Annotated in this window: 27 protein-coding genes and 1 pseudogene; 24 read left to right on the top strand and 4 right to left on the bottom strand. The window is 73.5% G+C overall.

From position 1 onward, the window contains the following. Positions 1-28: 28 nt before the first annotated feature. Entirely contained in the window at positions 29-1,000 is a 972-nt protein-coding gene (locus IE248_RS14955) for a transaldolase family protein (protein WP_190030926.1), read from the bottom strand. A gap of 235 nt (positions 1,001-1,235) precedes the next feature. Here IE248_RS14955 and IE248_RS14950 point away from each other — a divergent pair, with 235 nt between their 5' ends. The 13 genes and pseudogenes from IE248_RS14950 (at position 1,236) to IE248_RS14895 (ending at position 13,980) form a co-directional block, all read left to right on the top strand. Beyond that, positions 1,236-2,402 (top strand): 3-deoxy-7-phosphoheptulonate synthase, encoded by a 1,167-nt coding sequence (locus tag IE248_RS14950; RefSeq protein WP_190030925.1) that lies wholly within the window; start codon positions 1,236-1,238, stop codon positions 2,400-2,402. 17 nt (positions 2,403-2,419) lie between these two features. Further along, the gene (locus tag IE248_RS14945; RefSeq protein WP_073797820.1) at positions 2,420-3,190 is read left to right on the top strand and encodes a 2,3-dihydro-2,3-dihydroxybenzoate dehydrogenase; all 771 of its coding nucleotides are present in this window, start codon (positions 2,420-2,422) and stop codon (positions 3,188-3,190) included. 46 nt (positions 3,191-3,236) lie between these two features. Beyond that, positions 3,237-3,881: an isochorismatase family protein gene (locus IE248_RS14940; RefSeq protein ID WP_100581245.1), complete on the top strand. Its 645-nt coding sequence runs from the start codon at positions 3,237-3,239 to the stop codon at positions 3,879-3,881. Further along, positions 3,878-5,767, top strand: a complete 1,890-nt coding sequence (locus IE248_RS14935; RefSeq protein WP_073797818.1) for an anthranilate synthase family protein — start codon at positions 3,878-3,880, stop codon at positions 5,765-5,767. Before IE248_RS14940 ends, IE248_RS14935 begins: the two co-directional genes overlap by 4 nt. After that, on the top strand, positions 5,764-6,111 hold the full coding sequence (locus IE248_RS14930) for a hypothetical protein (RefSeq protein ID WP_073797817.1): 348 nt from the start codon (positions 5,764-5,766) through the stop codon (positions 6,109-6,111). The genes IE248_RS14935 and IE248_RS14930 overlap by 4 nt, the downstream gene beginning before the upstream one ends. Positions 6,112-6,383: 272 nt before the next feature. Continuing rightward, complete coding sequence (aroA, locus tag IE248_RS14925) at positions 6,384-7,670, top strand: 3-phosphoshikimate 1-carboxyvinyltransferase (protein WP_190031034.1); 1,287 nt, start codon at positions 6,384-6,386, stop codon at positions 7,668-7,670. Between the two features lie 6 nt (positions 7,671-7,676). After that, positions 7,677-8,858: a 3-hydroxybenzoate 6-monooxygenase gene (locus tag IE248_RS14920; protein WP_190030924.1), complete on the top strand. Its 1,182-nt coding sequence runs from the start codon at positions 7,677-7,679 to the stop codon at positions 8,856-8,858. After that, positions 8,855-9,532, top strand: a complete 678-nt coding sequence (locus IE248_RS14915; RefSeq protein WP_190030923.1) for an SDR family NAD(P)-dependent oxidoreductase — start codon at positions 8,855-8,857, stop codon at positions 9,530-9,532. Before IE248_RS14920 ends, IE248_RS14915 begins: the two co-directional genes overlap by 4 nt. Positions 9,533-9,554: 22 nt before the next feature. Beyond that, positions 9,555-10,739, top strand: coding sequence for a chorismate synthase (gene aroC, locus IE248_RS14910; RefSeq protein WP_190031033.1), 1,185 nt, complete (start codon positions 9,555-9,557; stop codon positions 10,737-10,739). Next, complete coding sequence (locus IE248_RS14905) at positions 10,736-11,269, top strand: shikimate kinase (protein WP_229895324.1); 534 nt, start codon at positions 10,736-10,738, stop codon at positions 11,267-11,269. The genes aroC and IE248_RS14905 overlap by 4 nt, the downstream gene beginning before the upstream one ends. Then, positions 11,266-12,375: pseudogene (gene aroB, locus IE248_RS14900) on the top strand (3-dehydroquinate synthase); the annotation flags it as partial. The gene IE248_RS14905 and the pseudogene aroB, both read left to right, overlap by 4 nt. Next, positions 12,349-12,834, top strand: coding sequence for a type II 3-dehydroquinate dehydratase (aroQ, locus tag IE248_RS37350; RefSeq protein ID WP_229895352.1), 486 nt, complete (start codon positions 12,349-12,351; stop codon positions 12,832-12,834). The pseudogene aroB and the gene aroQ, both read left to right, overlap by 27 nt. Positions 12,835-12,903: 69 nt before the next feature. Next, on the top strand, positions 12,904-13,980 hold the full coding sequence (locus tag IE248_RS14895; RefSeq protein ID WP_190030921.1) for a CE1758 family FMN-dependent luciferase-like monooxygenase: 1,077 nt from the start codon (positions 12,904-12,906) through the stop codon (positions 13,978-13,980). 88 nt (positions 13,981-14,068) lie between these two features. On the opposite strand, the gene IE248_RS14890 is transcribed toward IE248_RS14895, so the two are convergent. After that, a complete protein-coding gene (locus tag IE248_RS14890; protein WP_073797812.1) occupies positions 14,069-14,476 on the bottom strand; it encodes an SHOCT domain-containing protein in 408 nt (135 codons plus the stop codon). A gap of 397 nt (positions 14,477-14,873) precedes the next feature. On the opposite strand from IE248_RS14890, the gene IE248_RS14885 reads away from it, so the two are divergent. The 3 genes from IE248_RS14885 to pucL all read left to right on the top strand — a co-directional run bounded on the left by IE248_RS14885 (position 14,874) and on the right by pucL (position 18,489). After that, the gene (locus tag IE248_RS14885; RefSeq protein WP_229895323.1) at positions 14,874-15,752 is read left to right on the top strand and encodes a SigB/SigF/SigG family RNA polymerase sigma factor; all 879 of its coding nucleotides are present in this window, start codon (positions 14,874-14,876) and stop codon (positions 15,750-15,752) included. A 197-nt stretch (positions 15,753-15,949) separates the two neighbouring features. Further along, positions 15,950-17,302: an aspartate aminotransferase family protein gene (locus tag IE248_RS14880; RefSeq protein ID WP_100581249.1), complete on the top strand. Its 1,353-nt coding sequence runs from the start codon at positions 15,950-15,952 to the stop codon at positions 17,300-17,302. A 269-nt stretch (positions 17,303-17,571) separates the two neighbouring features. Continuing rightward, positions 17,572-18,489, top strand: a complete 918-nt coding sequence (pucL, locus tag IE248_RS14875) for a factor-independent urate hydroxylase (RefSeq protein ID WP_073797807.1) — start codon at positions 17,572-17,574, stop codon at positions 18,487-18,489. Positions 18,490-18,492: 3 nt separating this feature from the next. Here pucL and IE248_RS14870 read toward each other — a convergent pair whose 3' ends face one another. Next, positions 18,493-18,951: a histidine phosphatase family protein gene (locus IE248_RS14870; RefSeq protein ID WP_229895322.1), complete on the bottom strand. Its 459-nt coding sequence runs from the start codon at positions 18,949-18,951 to the stop codon at positions 18,493-18,495. Positions 18,952-19,203: 252 nt separating this feature from the next. Between IE248_RS14870 and IE248_RS14865 the strand changes: the two genes are divergently transcribed. The 7 genes from IE248_RS14865 to IE248_RS14835 all read left to right on the top strand — a co-directional run bounded on the left by IE248_RS14865 (position 19,204) and on the right by IE248_RS14835 (position 23,296). Next, a complete protein-coding gene (locus IE248_RS14865) occupies positions 19,204-19,419 on the top strand; it encodes a CbtB domain-containing protein (RefSeq protein ID WP_037792220.1) in 216 nt (71 codons plus the stop codon). Positions 19,420-19,475: 56 nt separating this feature from the next. Continuing rightward, positions 19,476-20,225: a CbtA family protein gene (locus IE248_RS14860; protein ID WP_073797805.1), complete on the top strand. Its 750-nt coding sequence runs from the start codon at positions 19,476-19,478 to the stop codon at positions 20,223-20,225. Positions 20,226-20,246: 21 nt separating this feature from the next. Further along, positions 20,247-20,492 (top strand): hypothetical protein, encoded by a 246-nt coding sequence (locus IE248_RS14855; protein ID WP_008740095.1) that lies wholly within the window; start codon positions 20,247-20,249, stop codon positions 20,490-20,492. A gap of 72 nt (positions 20,493-20,564) precedes the next feature. Next, the gene (locus IE248_RS14850) at positions 20,565-21,626 is read left to right on the top strand and encodes a PucR family transcriptional regulator (protein ID WP_190030920.1); all 1,062 of its coding nucleotides are present in this window, start codon (positions 20,565-20,567) and stop codon (positions 21,624-21,626) included. Between the two features lie 210 nt (positions 21,627-21,836). After that, a complete protein-coding gene (locus tag IE248_RS14845) occupies positions 21,837-22,559 on the top strand; it encodes a class F sortase (protein ID WP_190030919.1) in 723 nt (240 codons plus the stop codon). Positions 22,560-22,671: 112 nt separating this feature from the next. Continuing rightward, positions 22,672-23,034 (top strand): hypothetical protein, encoded by a 363-nt coding sequence (locus tag IE248_RS14840; RefSeq protein ID WP_124289077.1) that lies wholly within the window; start codon positions 22,672-22,674, stop codon positions 23,032-23,034. 58 nt (positions 23,035-23,092) lie between these two features. Continuing rightward, positions 23,093-23,296, top strand: coding sequence for a hypothetical protein (locus tag IE248_RS14835; RefSeq protein WP_037797901.1), 204 nt, complete (start codon positions 23,093-23,095; stop codon positions 23,294-23,296). Between the two features lie 87 nt (positions 23,297-23,383). On the opposite strand, the gene IE248_RS14830 is transcribed toward IE248_RS14835, so the two are convergent. Beyond that, positions 23,384-23,794 carry a hypothetical protein gene (locus tag IE248_RS14830; RefSeq protein WP_037792218.1) on the bottom strand — a complete coding sequence of 137 codons (411 nt, stop codon included), beginning with the start codon at positions 23,792-23,794 and terminating at the stop codon, positions 23,384-23,386. Positions 23,795-23,977: 183 nt separating this feature from the next. On the opposite strand from IE248_RS14830, the gene IE248_RS14825 reads away from it, so the two are divergent. Further along, entirely contained in the window at positions 23,978-24,805 is an 828-nt protein-coding gene (locus tag IE248_RS14825; protein WP_229895321.1) for a hypothetical protein, read from the top strand. Positions 24,806-24,853 lie beyond the last annotated feature (48 nt).

Genomic DNA, 24,853 nt, shown 5'->3' with positions numbered 1-24,853 from the left:
GTCCTGACCGGCCCGGGGCCCCGCCCGGTCAGGACCGCAGGGTCCAGGCCCGCTGGAGGCGGTCCAGTTCGCCCGCCTCCAGCTCCAGGGCCACCTCGCCGATCCGGATCCCCAGCCCGTCGAGCGCGTCCAGCGCCCGGTGGGCTTCCGCGTGCGCGTTCAGCAGGGTGTCCCCGCGCAGCTGCTCGGTCGCGGCAGCCGCCTCCAGGACCTTCCGGGTGGCGGCCAGCCCCGTGTTCCACCCCACCAGCGAGCTGACGTGCCGGGGCCGCACCTCGGTCCACAGCAGCCCCGGCGGCGTCGCCCCGGCCGCCCGCAGGACCCGCCACCACTCGCCTTCGAGCCGCTTCTCGCGTGCCCGGTACAGCAGCCGGGCCACCGCCAGCGCGGCCGTGTCGCGGGCCCCGGCGACCGCCGCGCCCCGCAGCGGCAGGGCCGCGAGCCGGGAGTTGACCTCCGCGTCGAGCATCCCGACCGGCACCGAGGTCACGGCCGAGATCCGCCGGAGCCGCAGGCCCCGCGAGAGCGCCCGCTCCATCCCGGACAGATAGGCCGCGAGCACCTGCTCGTACCGCTCCGCGCTGAAAATCAGGTCCGCGTCCACGCTGATGCCCAGGGAGAGGCATTCCTCCAGTGCGACGAGCCCGGCGCGGGTCGCCGGAATGCGTACGAGCAGATTCGGGCGCCCCACCTCGTCGTGAACGGAACGCGCGGCCGACACCAGGGACTCCGCGTCGTGCACGAGCCAGGGATCGACCGGAACGGAAACCCGGCCCTCCCCGCCGCCGCTTTCCACGAAGGCATTCCACAACGCGTCGCACGCCCGGCGGACGGTGCCCGGATCGAGAACGGGCGCCACGGCGCCGTGCAGGAGTTCCGTCGTCGCGGAATGGGACGGGCGATCCGGAAGGAATTCCTCCCCGGTGGCCGCGACCAGCCAGGGCGAAACCCCTTCGGAAGCAAGCCGCTTGAGCAGCCTGACGGCCGGTTGACTCAGCATGCCGCGAGCGTAGGAGGGCGTTTCAATCATGAACAGAATACGAACGGGTCCTTGTCAGGTCGGCCCAATTCATACGCTCTCCGAGGGATTCCACCGCATTTTCACGCCACTGAACGTGACTTGACCAAGTGACCCCCACCTGACGAAGTGGCGCGCCGCCGGTGGTTCGCCGCTCCGGCCGCTTCCCAGACTCCTCGTGCATCCACGTCGGCAGGTTCGCATCGGGAGGTACCACGTGCACGACAACGCACTCTGGAGATCGCTAGCCGCGGGCCAGCAGCCGCACTGGCCCGATCAGGCCAGTCTGGACGACGTACGCGGCTCACTCTCGGCCGCTCCCGCCCTCGTCCGCGGCGAGGACGTGCGCGCCCTGCGCGCCCTGCTCGCCCAGGCCGCCGCCGGGGACGTCCAGATCGTCCAGAGCGGGGACTGCGCCGAGGACCCCGCCGAATCCACCCGGGGCCACGTGGCGCGCAAGGCCGCGCTCCTGGATTCGCTCGCGGCCGTCATGAAGTCCCGTTCCTTCAAGCCCGTGCTGCGCGTGGGCCGGCTCGCCGGCCAGTTCGGCAAGCCGCGCTCCAGCCCGACCGAGATCGTGGCCGGCGTGGAACTGCCGGTCTACCGGGGCCACATGGTCAACAGCCCCGAGCCCGACCCCGTCCTGCGCCGCCCCGACCCGGGCCGGCTCTACGAGGGCTACCGCGCGGCCCGCGACATCATGGAGCTGCTCGGCTGGTACGGCACCTCGGCCCGCAGCGCCGCCGAGCCGCCCGTGTGGACCAGCCACGAGGCCCTGCTGCTCGACTACGAGGGCCCGATGCTGCGCACCGAACCCGACGGCAGCACCCTGCTGACCTCGACGCACTGGCCGTGGATCGGCGAGCGCACCCGCGAGCTCGACGGCGCGCACGTCGCGTTCTTCGCCGAGCTGGCCAACCCGGTCGCCACCAAGGTCGGCCCGAAGACCACCCCCGAGCAGCTGCTGGCCCTGTGCGAGCGGCTCGACCCGCAGCGGGAGCCGGGCCGGCTGACGCTGATCTCCCGCATGGGCGCCGGAACGGCCGCCGAGCGGCTGCCGGGGCTGGCCCGCGCGGTGAGCGACGCCGGATACCCGGTGATCTGGATGTGCGACCCGATGCACGGCAACACGGTGAGCGCGGGCGGCTACAAGACCCGGTTCATCGAGACCGTCGTCCGCGAGGTCGAGGAGTTCCAGGCCTCCGTCAACGACAACGGCGGCGTCGCCGCCGGACTGCACCTGGAGACCACCCCCGACCCGGTGCACGAATGCGTCGCGAACGCCTCACGGGTCGGCGAACTGGGCGAGAAGTACACCAGTTTCTGCGACCCGCGCCTCAACCCGGAGCAGGCCGTCGAGGTCGCCTCCGCCTGGCGCGGCTGAGAAGGGATCGAACGATCATGCAAGGAAAGACCGCTCTGGTCACCGGCGCCGCCGGCGGCATCGGCGAGGCCGTCGTCCGCGCGCTCGCGTCCCGCGGGGTCCGGGTCGCCGCGGTCGACCTGAACGCCGACCGGCTGCGCGAGGCCGCCAAGGCCGCCGTCGAGGACGGGCTGGACGTCACCGCGTTCCCCGCCGACGTCACCCTCAGCACCGAGGTCGACGAGGTGGTGGCCGAGGTCGAATCCGCCCTCGGCCCCATCGACTACCTCGTCAACGCGGCCGGCGTGCTGCGCATGGGCCCGGCCCGCTCCCTCAGCGACGAGGAATGGGCCGTCACCTTCGCCGTCAACACCACCGGCGTGTTCTTCATGTCGCGCGCCGTCGTCAACCGCATGGTGGCGCGCGAGAGCGGCGCCCTGGTGACCGTCGCCTCCAACGCCGCGGGCACGGCCCGCGCCGAGATGTCCGCGTACGCCGCCTCCAAGGCCGCCGCGACCATGTTCACCAAGTGCCTCGGCCTGGAGATCGCCAAGTACGGCATCCGCGCCAACCTCGTGGCGCCGGGCTCCACCGACACCCCGATGCTGACCTCGATGTGGGAGGACGACTCCCACGCGCGGGTCTCCATCGAGGGCAACCCCGAGACCTTCCGGGTCGGGATCCCGCTGGGCAAGCTGGCCCAGCCGCAGGACGTCGCCGACGCCGTCGTCTTCCTGCTCTCCGACGAGGCCTCGCACATCACGATGCACGACCTCACAGTGGACGGCGGTGCGGCGCTCGGTGTCTGAATCCGGAACACCCCCCAGGTACATCCCCGCGATCGACGCGTATCCGATGCCGGCCGAGGGCGACCTGCCCACCGGGCCGGCGAACTGGACGGTCGACCCGGACCGCGCGGTCCTGCTCCTGCACGACATGCAGGAGTTCTTCCTCGCACCCTTCCCGGCGGGCGAACAGCCCGTCACCGACCTGGTGGCGCACGCCGCCCTGCTCCGCGACCGCTGCGCCGCCCTCGGCATCCCGGTCGCCTACACCGCGCAGCCCGGCGGCATGACCCCGCGCCAGCGCGGGCTGCTGAAGGACTTCTGGGGCCCCGGCATGAAGCCGAGCCCCGAACACCGCCGGGTCGTGGCACCGGTGGCGCCCGCCGAGGGCGACTGGGTGTTCACCAAGTGGCGCTACAGCGCCTTCCACCACACCGACCTGCTGGAACGCATGCGGGCCGCCGGGCGCGACCAGCTGATCGTCATCGGCGTGTACGCGCACGTCGGCGTGCTGATGACCTGCGTGGACGCCTTCAGCAACGACATCCGGACCTTTCTCGTCGGCGATGCCATCGCCGACTTCAGCTGGGCCGACCACCGCATGGCCCTTGAGTACGCGGCGGCCCGCTGCGCGACCCTCACCTCCACCAAGGCGCTGCTCGGCGCCCTCCCGGAACCCGGGACGGCCGCGGACGGCGCGAAGGAGCGCTCATGACGGACGACCTGCTGGGCAGGGTGCTGGGCGAGCTGCCCGGGGCCTTCGCCCTCGTGCACCGGCCCGAGAGCACCGGCGCCGACCAGATCGACCTGTACGTAGGCGAGATCGCCGAAGTCCCCACGCTGGCCGGCATCCCGCTCCCGCAGCGCACCGGCCCGGCCGCCGACGGCCGCGCCCGTCAGGACGTACTGGCCCTCGTGCCGTACCGGCAGATCGCCGAACGCGGCTACGAGGCACCCGACGACGGGGCCCCGCTGCTCGCGATGACCATCGCCGAGCAGCGGACCCTGCCGCTGGCCGAGGTGCTGTGGCGGATCCCCAACGCGCCCGTGCACCTGGAGCCGGGCGGCGGCTTCGACATCGACGACGAGGCCTACGCGGCCACCGTCCGCAAGGTCATCGCCGACGAGATCGGCACCGGCGCGGGCGCCAACTTCGTCATGAAGCGCTCCTTCGTCGCCGACATCTCCGACTACGGCGTGGACTCGGCGCTGCGCTTCTTCCGCCGCCTCCTGGAGCGGGAGCAGGGCGCGTACTGGACGTTCATCGTCCACACCGGCGAGCGCACCCTCGTCGGCGCCTCCCCCGAGCGGCACGTCAGCGTCACCCGCGGCCGGGCCGTGATGAACCCCATCAGCGGCACCTACCGCTACCCGGCCTCCGGCCCCACCCTCTCCGGCGTCCTCGACTTCCTCGCCGACACCAAGGAGTGCGACGAGCTGTACATGGTCGTCGACGAGGAACTGAAGATGATGGCCCGGATCTGCGAGAGCGGCGGCCGCGTCGTCGGCCCCTACCTCAAGGAGATGGCCCGCCTCGCGCACACCGAGTACTTCATCGAGGGCCGCACCGACCGCGACCCGCGCGAGGTCCTGCACGAGACCCTGTTCGCGCCGACGGTCACCGGCTCCCCGCTGGAGAGCGCCAGCCAGGTGATCAAGCGGTACGAGCCCGGCGGCCGCGGCTACTACAGCGGCGTGCTCGCGCTCATCGGCCAGGACGGCGAGGGGGAGCGCACCCTGGACTCCGCGATCCTCATCCGCACCGCCGACATCGACTCCGGCGGCCGCATGGAGATCGGCGTGGGCGCCACCCTGGTCCGCAACTCCGACCCGCTCTCCGAGGTCGCCGAGACCCGCGCCAAGGCGGCCGGCCTGCTGGCCGTCCTCGGCGAGAGCGGCCCGGCCCGGTTCGCCGACCACCCCGGCGTCCGCGCCGCGCTCGGCAAGCGCAACGAGACCATCTCCGCGTTCTGGCTGGCCGACGACGCCACCCGGGAGGACCCGCTGCCCGGACTCGTCGGCCGCAAGGTGCTCATCGTCGACGCCGAGGACACCTTCACCGCGATGATCGAGCACCTGCTGCGCTCCTTCGGCGCGGAGGTGACCGTCCGCCGCTTCGACGAGCCGTACGCCTTCGAGCCTTACGACCTCGTCGTCATGGGCCCCGGCCCCGGCGATCCGCGCGACTGCGACCACCCGAAGATCGCGCACCTGCGGGAGGCCGTCGACACCCTGCTCCGGCAGGAACGGCCCTTCCTGGCCGTCTGCCTGAGCCACCAGGTGCTCAGCGCGCGGCTCGGCCTCGAACTGGTCCGCCGCGAACAGCCCAACCAGGGCGTGCAGCGCGAGATCGACCTGTTCGGGCGGCGCGAACGCGTCGGCTTCTACAACACGTTCGCCTCGCGCAGCGACAGCGAGAAGGCCGACAGCGACGTCGGCGTGATCGAGATCAGCCGGGACCCGGAGACCGGCGAGGTGCACGCCCTGCGCGGCTGGGGCTTCCGCTCCATGCAGTTCCACCCGGAGGCGGTCCTCACCGAGGACGGCCCGCGCATCGTCGGGGAGGCCCTCACCGGGCTGCTCCGGGAGCGTGCCCGGTGAAGGCCGCCGTCGTCTGGTGGGACCTGGCGGGATCGGGCCAGAGCATCGAGTCGCTGCGCGCGTTCCTGCGGGACGAGGCCGTCGACCGGTTCGCCGGGATCGAGGGCCTGCGGCTGAAGTTCTGGATCGCCGACCCGGAGACCGAGCGGTGGGGCGCGGTGCTCCTGTGGGAGTCCGCCGAGGCCGCCGCCGCGCCGCTGCCGGCCCGCGCGGCGGAGCTCATCGGCCGTCCTCCCGTCCAGCGCACCCTCTTCGACGTGGAGGCCACCGTCGAGGGCCTCTTCACCCGGCCCGGGCTGTCCGGCCTGGGCCTGGCCCTCTCGCCGGCCGGCGCCGCGTCCTGATCCGCCGGGCCCCGCCCGCCGCCGCCCGCGCCGGGGCCCGGCGGGCGGGGCGGGCGGGCCGGGCTCGGGTTCGGGCTCGGGCTCGGGGCGGCCGGGCGTTGTGACGCAGTGCCGGGCACCTGACGAAGTGCCCGGCGGGCGCTGCCCGCCGCCGGGCGGCCCGTTGCAGGGTGGTCATCGCCGCTCCCACCACCACCCGTACATCCCCCCCTCCCACCAAGGAGCACCACGCCGTGCGCACCCCCTCGCAAAGGACCGACGGCCTCGCCCCGCTGACCGCGCGGGTGCCCGGCTCCAAGAGCATCACCAACCGGGCCCTGCTGCTGGCCGCCGCGGCCACCGGGGTCACCCGGCTGCGGGCGCCCCTGGTCAGCGACGACACCCTCGCCTTCCGCACCGCGCTCACCGGCCTCGGCGTCCGCATCACCGAGACCGGCGACGCCTGGGAGGTCACCGGCACCGGCCGCGGCCCCGTCGCCGCCACCAACGCCACCGATGCCGACGACGCCGGCGCCGACGCCCGCGTGTGGTGCGCCGACGCCGGCACCGCCGCCCGCTTCCTGCCGCCGTTCGCCGCCACCGGCAAGGGCCGGTTCGTCTTCGACGGCACCGACCAGCTCCGCGCCCGCCCGCTGCGCCCCCTCGCCGACGCCCTGACCGCCCTGGGCGCCGAGGTGAGCACCGGACCCGGCGGCGCGCTGCCGCTCACCGTCACCGCCGACGGGCTGACCGGCGGGGACATCACCCTCGACTCCTCCTTCAGCAGCCAGTACCTCACCGGACTGCTGCTGTCGGCCCCCCTGATGAGCGCCCCGCTGACCGTCCGCGCCCGGAGCCTGGTCAGCCGCCCGTACATCGACATGACGCTCGCCCTGATGCGCCACTTCGGGGCCCTCACCGAGGAACACGGCGACGGCGCCATCACCGTGTACCCCGGCGGCTACACCGCCGCCGACCTCACCATCGAGCCCGACGCCTCCACCGCCTCCTACTTCTTCGCGGCGGCCGCCGTCACCGGGCGCAGCGTCACCGTCCCCGGCCTCGGCACCGGCAGCTCCCAGGGCGACCTCGGCTTCGTCGAGGTACTGCGCCGCACCGGAGCCGAGGTGGAGATCACCGCATCCGCGACCACCGTCACCGGCCGCCCCGACGGGCGCCTCACCGGCGGCTTCGACGTGGACATGGGCAACATCTCCGACACCTTCATGACGCTCGCGGCCATCGCCCCGCTCGCGGACGGCCCCGTCACCGTCACCGGCATCGGGCACGCCCGCCTCAAGGAGTCCGACCGGATCGGGGCCGTCGCCCGCAACCTGCGCGCCCTCGGCATCCACACCGAGGAGGGCCCGGAGCGGATCACCGTCCACCCCGGCGCCCCCCGGCCCGCCGAGATCGCCTGCCACCGCGACCACCGGATCGCGATGGCCTTCTCCGTCCTCGGCCTGCGCACCGGAGGCATCACTCTCGACGACCCGGCCTGCGTGGCCAAGACCTTCCCCGGCTTCCACGACGAACTGCGCCGGCTCTTCCCCGGCGCCGCGACACCACAAGGGATCTGAACCACGATGGCGAACATACTCATCGCCGGTGGCGGCATCGGCGGACTCGCGGCGGCCCTCGGCATCGCCGGTCACGGCCACCGGGTGACCGTCCTGGAACGCCGGAACGACTTCACCGAACTCGGCGCCGGCATCCAGCTCGGCCCCAACGCCTTCCACGCCCTCGACCTGCTCGGCGTCGGCGCCCAGGTCCGCTCCCGGGCCGTGTACATCGACGAACTGCGCTTCATGGACGGCACCACCGGCGAGCGCGTCGCCTCCATGCCGCTGACCGGCGAATACCGCGCCCGGTTCGGCAACCCGTACGCCGTCGTACAGCGCTCCGACGTGTACGAGCCGCTGCTGGAGGGCTGCCGCGCCCACCCGCTGATCCGGCTGCGCGGGACCAGCCCGGTCGTCTCGTACGAGAACGGCGGCCGCGGCCCGGACCGGGTGAGCGCCGTCCTCGCGAGCGGTGAGCGGATCACCGGCGACGCGCTCATCGGCGCCGACGGCATCCGCTCGGCCGTACGCCGCAGGCTGGTCCGCGACGGCGAGCCGCGGGTCTCCGGGCACACCATCTACCGCTCGGTGATCCCGATGGAGCTGGTGCCCCAGGAGCTGCGGTGGAACACCGTGACGCTGTGGGCGGGGCCCAAGTGGCACTTCGTCCACTACCCGATCGGCGGCGGCGCGTTCCTGAACCTGGCCGCGACCCGCGACGACGCGGCGCGGGAGGCCGTCGTCGGCCGGCCGGCCGCCCGCGCGCACGTGCTGGACGAGTTCCCGGAGCTGGGCGACACCGCCCGGCGGCTGCTGGAGCTCGGCCGGGACTGGAAGGCCTGGGTGCTGTGCGACCGCGACCCGGTCGACGTGTGGACGGACGGCCGGGTGGCGCTCCTGGGCGACGCCGCGCACCCGATGCTCCAGTACGCGGCGCAGGGCGCCTGCCAGGCCCTGGAGGACGCGGTGGTGATCGCCGACGCGCTGGACTGCGCCGCGGAGGACTTCGTACAGCGCCTGGAGAAGTACGGGGCGGAGCGCCGCGAACGCACCGCGCGGACCCAGCTGGTGGCCCGGGAGATGGGGCGTCAGCTCTACCACCCGGCGGGCGAGGAAGCGCGCGCACGCAACGCGATGCTGTCGGGCCTGACGGCCGGCGAGATGTACGACAAGGTCGCCTGGCTGCACGGCGAGAAGCTCCGGTGACGGCCACCGGACGTTTCGCCGGCCGGGTCGCGCTGGTCTGCGGCCCCGGTGACGGCGTCAGCCGGGCCACGGCGCTCGCGTTCGCCCGCGAGGGCGCGGCCGTGCTCGTCGCCGGACCGGACGGCGAGCGGCTGGCCGGGACGGCCCTGCTGGTCCGTGACGCGGGCGGGCAGGCGGCTTCCGTCGTGGCGGACGTGGTGCGCGACGGCTCGGACGCCGCCGCCCGGATGGTGGCGGCGGCGGTGGAGCGGTTCGGCGTCCCGGACTTCGTGTTCAACGACGCGAGCGTCACCGGTCCGCGGGACCCCGGCAACGGCACCGAGACCGGGACCGGGCGCGTCGAGGTCGACTGGGCGGCGGCCTTCGCCGCCCACCTCACCGGCCTGTTCACGGCGATGCGGCACGAGCTCGCCCCGATGACGGCGCTCGGCCGCGGCGTCATCGTGAACACCGTCCGCGCCACGGCGTGCACCGAGCGGCTCATCGGCCCGGGTGCGTACGCCGGTTACTCGGCAGCGCTGGCCACGCTGACCGCCACCGCCGCCCACGAGTCCGCGGCGCTGGGCGTCCGGATCTCCCTGGCCGGCTCCCGGACCGGCTCCGGCTCCGGCTCCGGCTCCGACAAGGAGCTCGCGGAGCAGGTGCTGCTGCTGTGCGCCGACGAGAACGACTGACGACAAGGAGCTGTGCGAAGTGCTGAGCAGGTTGCGTTGGCTGACCGCCGGAGAGTCCCACGGGCCGGCGCTGGTCGCCGTCCTGGAGGGGCTTCCGGCCGGGGTCCCGGTCACCACCGAGCTGGTGGCCGGCCACCTGGCCCGGCGCCGGCTCGGCTACGGCCGCGGTGCCCGGATGAAGTTCGAGCAGGACGTCGTCACCTTCCAGGGCGGGGTCCGGCACGGGCTCTCCCTCGGCTCCCCCGTCGCGGTCACCGTGGGCAACAGCGAGTGGCCGAAGTGGGAGACCGTGATGTCGGCCGACCCGGTCGACCCCTCGCTGCTCAAGGACACCGGCCGCAACGCCCCGCTGACGCGCCCGCGACCCGGTCACGCCGACCTCGCCGGGATGCAGAAGTACGGCTTCGACGAGGCCCGCCCGGTCCTGGAGCGCGCCAGCGCCCGCGAGACCGCGGCCCGGGTGGCCCTGGGCGCGGTGGCCCGGTCCTTCCTGAAGGAGGTCGCGGGCGTCGAGATCGTCTCGCACGTGGTCGAGCTGGCCGCCGCGAAGGCCCCGTACGGCGTCTACCCCACCCCCGCCGATGTGGAGGCCCTGGATGCGGATCCGGTGCGCTGCCTGGACGCCGACGCGTCGAAGGCGATGGTCGCGGAGATCGACCAGGCCCACAAGGACGGCGACACCCTCGGCGGCGTGGTGGAGGTGCTGGCGTACGGACTCCCCGTCGGCCTCGGCTCGCACGTCCACTGGGACCGGCGACTGGACGCCCGGCTGGCCGCTGCGCTGATGGGCATCCAGGCGATCAAGGGCGTCGAGGTCGGCGACGGCTTCGGGCTGGCCCGCGTCCCCGGTTCGCGGGCGCATGACGAGATCGTCTCCACCCCCGAGGGGATCCGGCGGACCTCCGGCCGCTCCGGCGGTACCGAGGGCGGTCTGACCACCGGTGAACTGCTGCGCGTGCGGGCCGCGATGAAGCCCATCGCGACCGTGCCGAAGGCCCTCGCGACCGTGGACGTCGTGACCGGCGAGGCGGCTGCCGCCCACCACCAGCGCTCCGACGTCTGCGCCGTCCCGGCCGCCGGCATCGTCGCCGAGGCCATGGTCGCCCTCGTACTGGCCGACGCCGTGATCGAGAAGTTCGGCGGCGACTCGGTCGGGGAGACCCGCCGCAACGTCCGCTCCTACCTCGAACACCTGCGCATCCGGTGAACCGAGGCCCGCTGATCGTCCTGGTCGGCCCGATGGGCGTCGGCAAGTCCACGGTGGGCGCGCTGCTCGCCGAACGCCTCGGCGTCCCCTTCCTCGACACCGACCAGGACGTGGTGCACCGGACCGGCCGCTCGGTCGCCGAGATCGTCACCGAGGACGGCGAGCCGCGCTTCCGCGAGCTGGAACACGAGGCGGTGGCCCGCGCCGTCGCCGGGTTCCCGGGGGTCCTCGCCCTCGGCGGCGGAGCCGTCGGGCACGGGGGCAGCCGCGCCCTGCTGGCCGGGCTGCCGGTGATCTTCCTCGACGTGGACCTCGCGGAGGCCATGCGGCGGATCGGCTCGGACACCGGCCGCCCGCTGCTGGCGGCGGACCCCGAGCGGCGCTGGCAGGAGCTCCAGGACGAGCGCCGCGCGCTGTACCTGGAGGTCGCGCGGTTCGTCGTACGGACGGACGGGCGCACCCCCGAGCAGGTCGCACGGACCGTCGCGGCGGCCGTGGCAGTGGACACCGAAGGAGGAGTGACGGCATGAGCGGCCCCACCGGGCAGCGGAGCACGACACGCGTCCGGGTCGGCGCCGGCCCGGGCACCGAGCCCTACGAGGTGCTGGTCGGCCGGGGAGTCCTCGCCGACCGGGACGGGCTGCACCGGCTGATCGGGCCGCGCGCCCGCCGCGTCGCGATCCTGCACCCGCGGGCGCTGACGGACACCGCCGACGCGCTGCGCGCCCGGGCCGAGGAGCTCGGCTACGAGACGCTCGCCCTGCGGGTCCCGGACGCCGAGGCGGCGAAGACCGCCGCGGTGGCGGCGGACTGCTGGGAGGCGCTCGGCCGCGCCGGGTTCACCCGTACCGACGTGGTGATCGGCGTGGGCGGCGGGGCGACCACCGACCTGGCGGGCTTCGTCGCGGCGTCCTGGCTGCGCGGGGTGCGCTGGATCGCCGTCCCGACGACCGTGCTGGCCATGGTGGACGCGGCGGTCGGCGGGAAGACCGGCATCAACACCGCCGAGGGCAAGAACCTCGTCGGCGCCTTCCACCCGCCGGCCGGGGTGCTCTGCGACCTCGCGGCGCTGGACACGCTGCCCGAGGACGACCACGTCAGCGGCCTCGCCGAGATCATCAAGGCGGGCTTCATCGCCGACCCGGTGATCCTCGACCTGATCGAGGCCGACCCGGCGGGCGCGCGCACCCCCTCCGGGACCCACCTCGCCGAGCTGATCGTGCGGTCCGTCCGGGTCAAGGCCGACGTGGTCTCGGGCGACCTCAGGGAGGCCGGCCCGCGCGAGGTCCTCAACTACGGCCACACCCTGGCGCACGCCATCGAGAAGAACGAGGGCTACACCTGGCGGCACGGCGAGGCCGTCGCGGTGGGCCTGGTCTTCGCCGCCGAACTCGCCCGTCTGGACGGCCGGCTGTCGGCCGACGAGGTGCGGCGCCACCGCGAGGTCCTGAGCTCGGTGGGCCTGCCCACCGGCTACCGGGGCGACCGCTGGGCGGCGCTGCTGGACACCATGCGGCTGGACAAGAAGACGCGCGGCGCCACGCTCCGCTTCATCGTCCTCGACGGGACCGGCCGGCCCGCCGTCCTCGCGGACCCGGCGCCCGAGCTGCTGGCGGCCGCCCACGCGGCGATCGCCCTGCCGCACACCGGCGCAGCCGCCCCGGATCCCCGGCCGGTACTGGTCCTCAACGGCCCCAACCTGGGCCGCCTCGGCTCGCGCGAACCGGGGATCTACGGGACCACCACGTACGCGGGACTCGTCGAGGAGTGCCGGACCCTGGGCAGGGAACTCGGGCTCGACGTGGACGTGCGCCAGACCGACGACGAGGGCCAGCTGGTGCGCTGGCTCCACGAGGCGGCGGACCGCGAGGTGCCCGTCGTACTGAACCCGGCGGCGTTCACCCACTACTCGTACGCGGTGCGGGACGCGGTGGCGCAGCGCACGGCGCAGCTGATCGAGGTCCACCTCTCCCAGCCGCACGCCCGCGAGCCGTTCCGGCACCACTCGGTGGTCTCCGCCGTCGCCGGCGGCACCATCGCCGGGCTGGGCATCGGCTCGTACCGGCTGGCCCTGCACGCGATCGCGGCGGGCTGACCGCCGCACGCCCGCACCCACCCCCACCGCACCTCACCGCACCTCGCCGCAGGAGAACAGGAACAGGCAATGACGGCAGTACAGTTCGGCATCTTCACGATCGGGGACGTCACGGTCGATCCGGTCAGCGGCCGCAGGCCGACCGAGAACGAGCGCATCCGCATGATGACCGCGATGGCCCTGAAGGCGGAGGAGGTCGGGCTCGACGTCTTCGCGACCGGCGAGCACCACAACCCGCCGTTCGTGCCCTCGGCCCCTCCCGTGCTCCTCGCGAACCTCGCGGCGCGCACGGAGCGGCTGCTCCTGTCCACCTCCACGACCCTGATCACCACCAACGACCCGGTGAAGATCGCCGAGGACTACGCGCTGGTCCAGCACCTGGCCGAGGGCCGGCTGGACCTGATGACGGGCCGCGGCAACACGCCGTCCGTCTACCCCTGGTTCGGGCAGGACCACCGCGACGCGATCCCGCTCGCCGCCGAGAACTACGCGCTCCTGCACACCCTGTGGCGGCGGGAGCGGGTGACCTGGCAGGGCGAGTTCCGCACGCCGTTGCAGAACTTCACGTCCACGCCGCGCCCGCTGGACGGCGTACCGCCCTTCGTCTGGCACGGTTCGGTGCGCTCGCCGGAGGTCGCCGAGAAGGCCGCCTTCTACGGGGACGGGTTCTTCGTCAACAACATCTTCGCGCCCACCGGCCACTACAAGCCACTGGTCGAGTTCTACCGCGAGCGGTACGCACACCACGGGCACGGCGCCCCGGAGCAGGCCGTCGTGGGCCTCGGCGGCCAGACGTTCATCAAGCCGCGCTCGCAGGACGCGATCAACGGGTTCCGCCCGTACTACAACAACTCCCCCGTCTACGGCGGCGGTCCCGCCCTGGAGGAGGTCGCCGCGCGGACCCCGCTGACCGTCGGCAGTCCGCAGCACGCCATCGAGAAGACGCTGGAGTTCCGCGAGATCTACGGGGACTACCAGCGCCAGCTCTTCCACGTGGACCACGGCGGGATGCCGCTGGAGGCGGCGCTGGAGCAGATCGAGATCCTGGGCACCGAGGTGGTCCCGGTGCTGCGCAAGGAGATGGAGTCCATCCGGCGCCCGGGCGTTCCCGACGCCCCCGTCCACCCGGCGGTGCCCCGCGACTGAGCGCGCGGCGGGCGCGGCGCGCCCGGGGGTACGGCCCGGGGCCGGTCCGGGTGCCGGGGGGCATCCGGACCGGCCCGGGCCGTACCGGTCAGGCGAGCAGCTTCTGCTTGGCCTGCTGGAACTCCTCCTCGGTGAGCACGCCCTTCGCCTTGAGCTGCGAGAGCCGCTCCAGCTCCTCGGTCGGCGAAGCGGACTTGGCCGTCTCGCGGATGTAGGAGTTGAAGGCCTGCTGCTGTTCCTGCGCCTGCTTGAACTCCCGCTTGCCCATGTCCCGGCCCCGGACGATCACGTAGACCAGTGCGCCGAGGAAGGGGATGAGGATGATGAACAGGAGCCAGAGCGCCTTGATCCAGCCGTTCATCTCGTGGTCGCGGAAGATGTCCACGATGATCCGGAACAACAGGATCAACCACAGGACCCAGAGGAAGATCCACATCACGGTCCAGAACGCACCCAGTACCGGGTAGTCGTAGGCCAGATAGACAGAACTGTCCATCGCTGCACTCCTGCCGCTCGTTTCCTCGCTTGGGCGTCAGCCGACGGGATCACCATCGCAGCGAGCATGCAAGATCGCCACCGGACGCCCCCGGGGCCGTGCGGGGACCGGGCGCGCGGCCCGTCCGGGGCCCGCGGGCGGCGGTGACGGCCCGAGCCCTCGGCCGGCGTCCGGCTCTGGCCGCTGCCGCGGATCGCGGCCCGCCTCGCAGCGGTGAGCCGCCTCGCGGAGGCGGTCCGCCAGACCGTGGGAACGGCGTCTGACCTGCGCGAACGCACCCCCGGCGGGGTCCGCCTCGGAATCCGGCCGGGTACGGCGGGGCCAGGCCGGGTATATCCCCCTGGACAGCGCGACGACGGCCCCAGCCCGGGACCACCCGTCGGAGGAGCGCAGAGCGATGAACCGAACAGACCTCACAGCCGTCGACACCGGCGAAGCCAGGGCCCTGTCCGCGACTCTGTTCCGCAGACTCGCCGAGCTGCACGAGGGCTCGCCGGAGTACTCGTACGTCCGCAACACCCTCGTCGAGCTCAACCTCAGCCTCGTGCGCTACGCCGCCCGCCGGTTCCGCGCGCGGAGCGAGCCGATGGAGGACATAGTCCAGGTCGGGACGATCGGCCTGATCAAGGCCATCAACCGGTTCGACCCCGGCCGCGGGGTGGAATTCACCTCGTTCGCGATGCCCACGATCACCGGCGAGATCAAGAGGTTCTTCCGCGACACCAGCTGGGCCGTCAAGGTCCCCCGCAGGCTCCAGGAGCTGCGGATCGACGCCGCCAAGGCGCACGACGCCCTGGAACAGGACCTCGGCCGTCCCCCGTCGGACGTCGAGCTGGCCGGGCGGCTGCACGTGAGCCCCGAGGAGCTCGCCGAGGGCCAGAAGGCGGCGCACGGCTACTCCGCGCGCTCCCTGGACGCGCCCTCCCAGGAGGAGGGCGACCTCGCCTCGTACTCGGGCGCGCCCGCGATCGGCGAGGAGGAGCCCGCGTACGACCGGATCGAGTGCCTGGAGTCCCTCAAGCCGATCCTGGCCGCCCTGCCCGACCGCGAGCGCACCCTGCTCTCGCTGCGGTTCGGGCAGGAGCTGACGCAGGCCGAGATCGGCGACCGGCTGGGGCTGTCCCAGATGCACGTCTCCCGGCTGCTCAGCCGGACGCTGGCGCGGCTGCGCACCGGTCTGCTCACCGACCCGGAGCACGAGGACCCGCCGGAACCGGACTCCGAGGCCGCTGAGAGCGCGGAGGCGGGCGCCGCCGCTCCGGTGGCGCACCGCTGACCTGACGCGAGCGCGCGGGGCTCCTCTCCGCCGCTCCCCTCGTGGCGGCGGGGAGAAGCCGGGCGCGGCTCCTGCGCGACGCTAGGACGCCCCCGCGGGCCTTCGCCAACCGGGATCGCGGGATCCGTCAGGTCGGCGCCGCGCGGCCGTCGTCCCGCCCGCCCGCTGTCCACATATTGGACAATTATCCTCAGCATATGAACGCAGAAGCCGCTGCCTCCCTCGCCGGCGTCAAAGACGCCGACCGCAAGCATGTCTTCCACTCCTGGTCGGCCCAGGAGCTCATCGACCCGCTCGCCGTGGCCGGGGCCGCAGGTTCGTACTTCTGGGACTACGAAGGCAAGCGCTACCTCGACTTCTCCAGCGCCCTCGTCTACACGAACATCGGCTACCAGCACCCCAAGGTCGCCGCGGCCATCGCGGAGCAGGCCGGGAAGCTGTGCACCGTCGCCCCCGGCTTCGCCGTGGACGTCCGCTCCGAGGCCGCCCGGCTGATCGCCGAACGCACCCCCGGCGACCTCGACAAGATCTTCTTCACCAACGCCGGCGCCGAGGCCGTCGAGAACGCCGTCCGCATGGCCCGCCTGCACACCGGCCGCCCCAAGGTGCTCTCCGCGTACCGCTCGTACCACGGCGCCACGTCCACCGCGATCAACCTGACCGGCGACGCCCGCCGCTTCGGCAACGACACCGCGACCGCCGGGGTCGTCCGCTTCTGGGGCCCGTACCTGTACCGCTCGCCCTTCCACGCCACCACCGAGGCCGAGGAGTGCGCCCGCGCCCTCACCCACCTCGAAGACACCATCGTCTTCGAGGGCCCTCAGTCCATCGCCGCGATCATCCTGGAGACCGTCGGCGGGGCCCCGGGCGTGCTCGTGCCCCCGGCCGGCTATCTGGCGGGGGTCCGCGAGCTCTGCGACCGCTTCGGGATCGTCTTCGTCCTGGACGAGGTCATGGTCGGCTTCGGGCGCACCGGCACCTGGTTCGCCGCCGACAACTGGGAGGTCACCCCCGACCTCATCTGCTTCGCCAAGGGCGTGACCAGCGGATACGTCCCGCTCGGGGGCGTCGCCATCTCGGCCGCCATCGCCGAGACCTTCGCCCGGCGGCCCTACCCGGGCGGGCTCACGTACTCCGGGCACGTACTGGCCTGCGCCGCCGCCGTCGCGACGATCAACGTGATGGAGGAGGAGGGCGTCGTCGCCCAGTCCGCCCGCACCGGCGCGGAACTGCTGGGTCCGGGCCTGCGCGCGCTCGCGGAGCGCCACCCCTCGGTCGGCGAGGTCCGGGGGCTCGGCACGTTCTGGGCGCTGGAGCTCGTACGGAACCGGGAGACGCGCGAGCCGCTCGTCCCGTACAACGCGGCGGGCGCCGACAACGCGCCGATGGCGGAGTTCGCGGCCGCCTGCAAGAAGGGCGGCCTGTGGCCGCTGGTCGCCGGGAACCGCCTGCACGTCGCGCCGGCCTGCACCATCACGCCGCAGGACGTCGCCAAGGGCCTGGAGATCCTCGACGGGGCCCTGACGGCCGCGGACGCGCACGTGGTCTGACCGGGCCGCTCTGTGCGGTCGCCCAAGCCGCGGGTGCGGGTATTCGGATGTTCCGTGCGGGGGAGATCGCGCCCCGCGCGTGCTGCAATCCGTGGAGCGGTACCGAGCAGCACCTACGGACCGGGATGCACGTCAGTCCCGGGGCGGCCCCCGGAGGGGGCCGAACGGCGGGGAGCGGGACGTCCTTCTCACGGGCGGGCGCTGGACGCCGGGCGTACGGGATCCGAACGACCGGACTCCGTGTTCCCGAGAACCCGAAGGAAGACACCATGAGCAAGCACGTCCTGGCCCAGAACCAGTACGGCAAGGCCGAGAACCGCATCGTCAAGGTCACCCGCAAGGGCGGCGACGGTTCGTGGCACGAGATCCGCGACCTCAACGTCTCCGTCGCGCTCCGCGGCGAGTTCCGCGACGTGCACCTGACCGGCGACAACGCCAACTGCCTGCCGACCGACACCACCAAGAACACGGTGTACGCCTTCGGCAAGGAGCACGGCATCGACTCCCCCGAGGCCTTCGGCATCCTGCTGGCCAGGCACTTCGTCTCCTCGCAGGCGCCGATCCGCGAGGCGCAGATCCGCATCGAGGAGTACGTGTGGGACCGCATCCCGGTCCCCACGCGCAAGGAGCAGCACTCCTTCGTCCGCAAGGGCCAGGAGGTGCGCACCGCGCAGATCACCTACAGCGAGACGACCGGCCTCCAGGTCATCTCGGGGCTGAAGGACCTGACGGTGATGAACTCGACGAACTCCGAGTTCCACGGGTACATCAAGGACGGGTACACGACGCTCCAGGAGGCGTACGACCGCATCCTGGCGACCAAGGTCACCGCGCGCTGGGCGCACTCGGCGCTCGCCGCGGAGGACACCTCGTACGACTGGGACCGGGCGTACGGGAAGGTCCGCAAGAACATGCTGGAGGCGTTCGCGGAGACGTACTCCTACTCGCTCCAGCAGACCCTGAACCAGATGGCCGAGCGGGTCCTGGACCACTGCCCCAGGGTCAACGAGGTGCGCCTCAACCTCCCCAACAAGCACCACTTCCTCGTCGACCTGGAGCCCTTCGGCCTGAAGAACGACAACGAGGTGTACTTCGCGGCGGACCGGATGTACGGCCTGATCGAGGGCACGATCCACCGGGACGGCGTACGGCCGGTGATCGCCACGAGCGACTGGATCGTCGCGTAACTCCTAGGGCTGCTGCGGCTGTCCGACGAGGAGGTTCCAGCGCCCGGCGCGCCCGGTCAGGGCCGTCTCCGTGCCGGGCCGTACGTCGAGCCGCCAGAACGCCGCAGCCGGCAGCTCCAGGGCGTGCACCACGGCCGCCCGTACGACGGCCTGCTCGACCACCGCGCGGTGCGTACCGGGGGCCAGCCCGGCCAGGTGCGCGCCGACGCGCGCGGTCAGCGCGGCCACGGACTCCCCGCCCGGCGGCGCGTACGAGGGGTCCGTGAGCCAGCGCCGGATCCCCTCCGGGTCCTCGGCGGCCACCTCGTCCAGGGTCCGCCCGGCCCAGGCCCCGGTGTCCACGCCGCGCAGCCCGTCGTGACCCGGGCACGGCTGCCCGTGTCCGAACCGCCCCTGGCGGGCGGCCGGGCCGAGCGGGGGCGTGACGAGACGGACGCGTACGGAGGAGGCAGTCGCAGACATGGGGGGAGCGTAGAGGGCGCACCGGCAGCGCGCTCGCGGCGTGAGACGGGGGACACACGCCGTGGTGTTCAGGCCACCCGCGCGGTACGGTCTCGGACGACATGACGAAGGCATGACGGAAGTTCCGGTGAGATTCCGGCACGGTCGCGCCACTGTGAAACCTCCCGCACGTCCGGGGAGGTGAAGTCAGACCCGCCACCTTCGTCAAGAGCACCACTGACCGGGACGCGTGTTCCCCCTGGAGGTTCTGCCATGGCCCACTCCGCCGTGCCCACGACGGCTCCCGCCGCCATCTCCCCGATCTCGCTGAAGGAACTGGCCCCCTGGGCCCTGTTCGTCGGGGTCCTCATGCTCGTCCTGCTGTACCTCGTCGGCGCCGAACAGGGCGCCACCGCCGTCTTCCAGGGCGACACCATCCACGAGTGGATGCACGACGGCCGCCACCTGCTCGGCTTCCCCTGCCACTGATCCCGACTCGACCCCCGCTCTCCCCCGAGTCTGCTTCCGCAAGGGAACCGAAAGACATGAACCAGATCTCCCCCAGAGTCCTGCTCATCCGGGGCATGCTGGCCGGCCTGGCCGCCGGCGTGGCCGCCTTCCTCGTCGCGTACCTCCTGGGCGAGTCCAAGGTGGACGCGGCGATCGCCATCGAGGAGGCCGGCGCCCACGACCACGGTGACGAGATGGCCCCGGTCAGCCGGGCCCTCCAGGCCACGGCCGGTCTCGGCACCGGCACCCTGCTCTACGGAGTCGCGATCGGCGGCATCGCCGCGCTCGTGTTCTGCTACGCCCTCGGCCGGGTCGGCCGCTTCGGGCCGCGGGCCACGGCGCTGCTGGTCTCCGGCGGGCTGTTCCTCACCGTCAACCTGGTGCCGTTCCTCAAGTACCCCTCCAACCCGCCGGCCGTGGGCGACCCCGACACGGTCGTCCAGCGGACCACCCTGTTCGTTCTGATGATCGCGCTCAGCGTGCTCCTCGCGGCGGGCGCGCTGATCCTGGGCCGCAGGCTGGCCCCGGGGCTCGGCAACTGGAACGCCTCGATCGTCGCCTCGCTCGCGTTCGTCGCGGCGATCGGGCTGGCCTACGCGCTGCTGCCCGGCATCAACGAGGTCCCGAAGGGCTTCCCGGCCGCCCTGGTCTGGGAGTTCCGCATCACGACCCTGACCATCCAGGTCGCGCTCTGGGCGACTTTCGGCCTGGCTTTCGGTTATCTAGCCGAACGTGCCCTTGTGCCGGGTGCCACGGCCAAGAAGGCTGTGCAGCCGACGGGTTGACGTGACGAGGGGCCGGAGCAGATGCAGACCGAGATCTCCGCTTGGCGAGGCTGGACGGGCGCCGCACCGTTCTGGCTGAACTCGGTCCTCCTGCTCCTGGCCCCTTTCACCGCCGTGACCCTGCTCGCCCAGATCGGCGTCATCACGGCCCTGGCGGCCCTCGGCGGCCTGGCCCGCCAGCTCTGGTTCGGCGACTACGGCCACCCGGCCGTCCATCTCTGCGGCGCCCTGATGGGCGCGGCCACGGTCGCCGTCGTCGTGGCCTGATCTCCCCCGTTTTTCGGCCCGCCCCGGACCGCCGGGGAGAATGGGGCTTTTGGGCGAGACTCAGGGGCTGGTGTGGCGGCAGGGCAGGGGATACCCGAGGAGTACGTGGCCGGGTTCGTCCGGATCCTCGACGGTGTGACGGCGTCCGGGCGCCGGGCCGGGCGGGACGAGCTCGACGAACGGCGTACGTGCGGCGAGAAGGCCGCCGAGGCCGGGTACGGGCTGCGCTCCCTGGTCGGCGCGCACCTCGCCGCCACCCGGGCGGCGCTCGGCGGGAGGATCACCCCCGACCATGTGATGGCCGCCGTGGAACAGGCCGTCGACGCCTTCGCCGAGGGCCACGAGCGGGCCCAGCGGCTCGCGGTGCGCCAGGAGGAGGCCGCCCGGCGGGAGTTCATCGACGACCTGCTGCTCGGCCGCAGCGACCTCGGGCGGCTCAGCGAACGCGCGGCCCGCTTCGGCCTGCACCTGGCGCACGCCCACGCGGTGGCCGTGGCCCGCGGACCGGAGCCGTACGAGGACACCGGCCGGGCCATCAGACGCGTGGAGGCCGCGCTGACCGGGCGGTTCGGCGACCGCTCCGTCCTCCTCTCCACGAAGGACGGGCTGCTCGTCTGCGTCGCGTCGGGCGACGAGGACGACGTCCTGGACGCCTTCGCCACACAGGCGCGCGCGGCGTCCGACGACTGCGGGCTCGTCGCGATCGGCCGCCCCCACCCGGGCGCGGGCGGCGTCGTCACCTCCTACGAGGAGGCCCGCGGCGCCCTCGACCTCGCGGACCGGCTCGGTTTCGAGGGCCCCGTGTTGCGCGCCGCCGACCTGCTGGTCTTCCCGGTCCTGGCGCGGGACCGGGCGGCGATGGCCGATCTGGTGCTGAGCGTGCTGGGGCCGCTGCGCGCCGGCCGCGGCGGGCCCCGGCCGCTGCTGGACACCCTGACCGCGTACTTCGACTCCGGTTGCGTGGGCGCCGAGGCGGCCCGGCGGCTGAACCTGAGCGTGCGGGCCCTGACGTACCGGCTGGAGCGCATCCACCGGCTGACGGGGACCGATCCGGGCGACCCCGTGCAGCGGTACACCCTGCAGACGGCGGTGATCGGCGCCCGCCTGCTGGACTGGCCGGAGCGCCCGCTCTAGCGGCTCCTCACCCTTTCGGCGGTACGCCCGCGATCCCTCGGAGCAGGACGCCCACACCCTCCGCGACCTGCCGCGACGTCAGAAACCCGGCACGACTCACCGGTGACGTCCCCCCGGTCCTGAGCGTTTGCCGATGTGCGGATGGGCAGAGGAAAGGTCCACTGCTCACAGGACCCGGCCGAGCGGGCCGGACGACCAGGAGGGAATGCCATGCCCCGCGCCAAGTGGGTCGTCGGTGGGCTGACGGTCGCTCTGCTCTGCACCGGTGTAGGGATGTTGCGCGGTACGGAGGGTGCCGCGCCGGCGGCCACCACCACCGACGCGCTGCCCTCGCACGCGCTGGGCCTGTCCGGGCACCGGCGTCTGGTCCGCCAGCTGGAGCAGGCCGGCGAGCACGCGCCCGGCAAGGGGGCCCGGCCCGCGCGGAGCGGAGTGGCGCCGCTGCACTCGGCGCGACCGCTGCGGCTGCGGATCCCGAGCCTGGGCGTGGACGTACCGCTGGAGCCGCCGGCCGGCCGCCGGGAAGGACCCGGGGGAGGACACGGGAGCGGGGCGGACGGATCCGGGGCCGGATCCGGGGCGGGTACCGGGACCGGGGCGGACACCGGGGTCACCTGGGACGCCGACCGCCCGACGCCGGGGGCGGCCGGAATCGCCGTCGTCACCGGGAACGGGCTGCGCCTCGCCGGGCTGCGGCGCGGGGCCACCATCGAGATCGCCCGCGCGGACCACCGTACGGCCGTGTTCACCGTGGAGCGGATCTCGCCCGCCGAGGCCCGGGGCGGCGGGGAGGATCCGGCAGGGCCCGGCGCCGGGCCGGTGCCCGCCGGCAGGTCCCGGTCCGCACCCGGCCACCGGCGCGCCGGGCTGCGCCTGCTGAGCGGCGAGAGCGCGGTCCTGGCGCGCCTCACCGGGCGCCACCGCACCGGCTGAGGTGGCGCCACGCGGACCCCGCTCAGCCGAGGGGGGTGTCTTCCTCCCCCGGTCGGGGGACGAACGCGGCCCCGGCGGAGAGCCTCCCGGCGCGGCGGGGCACAGAGCGGGCATGAGCGGCGCGCGGTGCGCCCGGCACACCCGGGCGTTGATGGCCAGGGCCCTGACGGTGGCCTGTGTCGTCCTGCTGTGCGTCTTCGGTGCCGGCCCCGCCGCCACCACGGTCGCGGACTCCCGACCGGCGTCCTCCAGCGCCCCGGCCGAGCCCTCCGAGAGCCCCTCCGATCCGGCCGCGGACCCCGAAGTGCGGGTCGCGGTACGGACGGCCGCGCGCGGGCTGCCGGGTGCGCGGCAACTACCGCGGGCGGTGTTTCACGTGAAACACCCGGACGGGCCCACCCGGGTGGCCCCGGCCGGGACGGCGGAACCGGCGCTGTCCGGGCGGACGGTGCGGAGTGTGGTCCTGCGCTGCTGAGCGGGCCGAGCAGCAGCGCGTACCCCCCACCCCCCCCTCGAACACGTGAGGTTCCGCCATGCCCATCGACCCGTACGCCGCCCTGAACGCGATGATCCGCGCCGAGGCCGCCCGCTTCGCCCCGCCGGTCCGCACGGCCGAAGCCCCGGCGGCGAGCAGCCCGGCCGCCCGCGAGTGCGGGCCGGTCAGCGAGCCCCGCGCCGAGTCCGGCCCGTCCGAGAGCGAACGCCGGCAGGCAGCCTCCGCCGACTCGGCCGCGTAACCGCACACCCGGGCGGGAACCGCCGCGTGCCTGGGGCGCGCGGACGGTTCCCGCCCGGCCGGTGGTACGGCGCGCGGACCCCGCTCGTCAGGGCTCGCGCATGTGGAACCGGTAGAAGGCTCCCGCCCCGACGGCGAGACCGACCGCGAGGGCGATCACCACGGAGCGGAAGATGGACTGCCCGCTGAGGCTGTACAGGTAGCCCATGGCGATCGCCGCGAACGCGCCGTACGCGGCGGCGCGCAGCTCCGCGAGCATCCTGGTGCCCATCCGGTCGAGGCCGAACAGGCAGGCGGCGAAGATGACGCCGCACAGGATGCCGTAGAAGACGTTGCCCGCCGTGACGGGACCCTTGTCGCGTTCGAGGAAGGCAGTCCAGAGCCCGTAGAAGAGTCCGAGGACCAGCGGGCCCGCGAAGGAGAACGCGTTCACGTGCTTCGCGTGGTCGGTCAGGCTCTGCCGGTACCGCTGCGAGGCGGTGGGTGCCGCATGTGCCATGACGGGCTCCTCTCTCCCATCCTCCAGGGCACACCCGCCGCCCCCGACCGGCAACTGGATCACCCGCCGGGGCCACCGTTCCCGGCGTCGTTCCCGGCGCGGTTCCCGGCGCTCCGGGGCCGGTACCACCCGCCCGCAGCAACACCGCTCGCGCCCGGCGCCCCGCCGCCTTTCCCTGGTGACGTGCGCACCTTCCTGTCGGCGGTACTCATCACGCTCGTGGCCCTCCTCGTGCCCGCGAGCGCCGTCGCGTACTGGGCCGACCGCGAGCTGGGTGACGCCGACCGCTACACCGCCGCCATGTCGCCGCTCGCGGGCGACCCGGCCGTACAGGGCGTCGTCGTCACCCAGGTCACCCGCGCGCTCTCCGGGCAGATCGACGCGGGCCCCTTCCAGGGCGGGGTGGACGCCCTGCTCGGCGAGGCCCTGCGCTCCTTCGCCGGGACCCCCGCCTACCGCACCGCCTGGGACGCGGCGAACCGGGCCGCGCACGCCGCGTTCCTCGACGCCCTCACCACCGGTCACGGGGACGCGGTCACCATCGACCTCGCGCCCGTCACGGCCCAGGTCAAGGGGGAACTCGTCGCCGACGGGGTGCCCTTCGCCGACCGCATCCCGGTGAGCCACATATCGGTCAAAGTCATGGAGTACGACGATCTCGGCGCGCTCCGGAAGGGTTTCCGCATGCTCCAGGTCGCCGGTGTCTGGCTTCCCGTGCTGACCGTGGTGCTGGCCGCGACGGCGATCGCCGTCGCCGTCCGGCGCCGCCGGGCCGTGATGGCCACCGGCCTCGGTGTCGCCGCCGGGGCGGTACTGCTGTGGATCGCGGTGTACGTCTGCCGCCGGCTCACCCTGGACGACCTGCCCTCCGACATCGACCCGCGGGCCGCCGAGGCGGTGTACGACGCCCTCACCGCGTTCCTGCGCACCGCGGCCTGGGTGATCCTCGCCATCGGGCTCGCGGCCGCTCTCGCCGCATGGGTTGTCGGCCGCGTGCGCCGCACCCCATAAGCTCGGAACGTACCGAGAGCTCCGCACTACACCCCAGAAGAACCGATT

Origin of the sequence: Streptomyces goshikiensis, from assembly GCF_014650555.1 — a bacterium.
In the GTDB taxonomy this organism is placed as follows: Bacteria; Actinomycetota; Actinomycetes; order Streptomycetales; family Streptomycetaceae; genus Streptomyces; species Streptomyces goshikiensis.
This window is presented reverse-complemented; position numbering and strand designations above follow the sequence as displayed.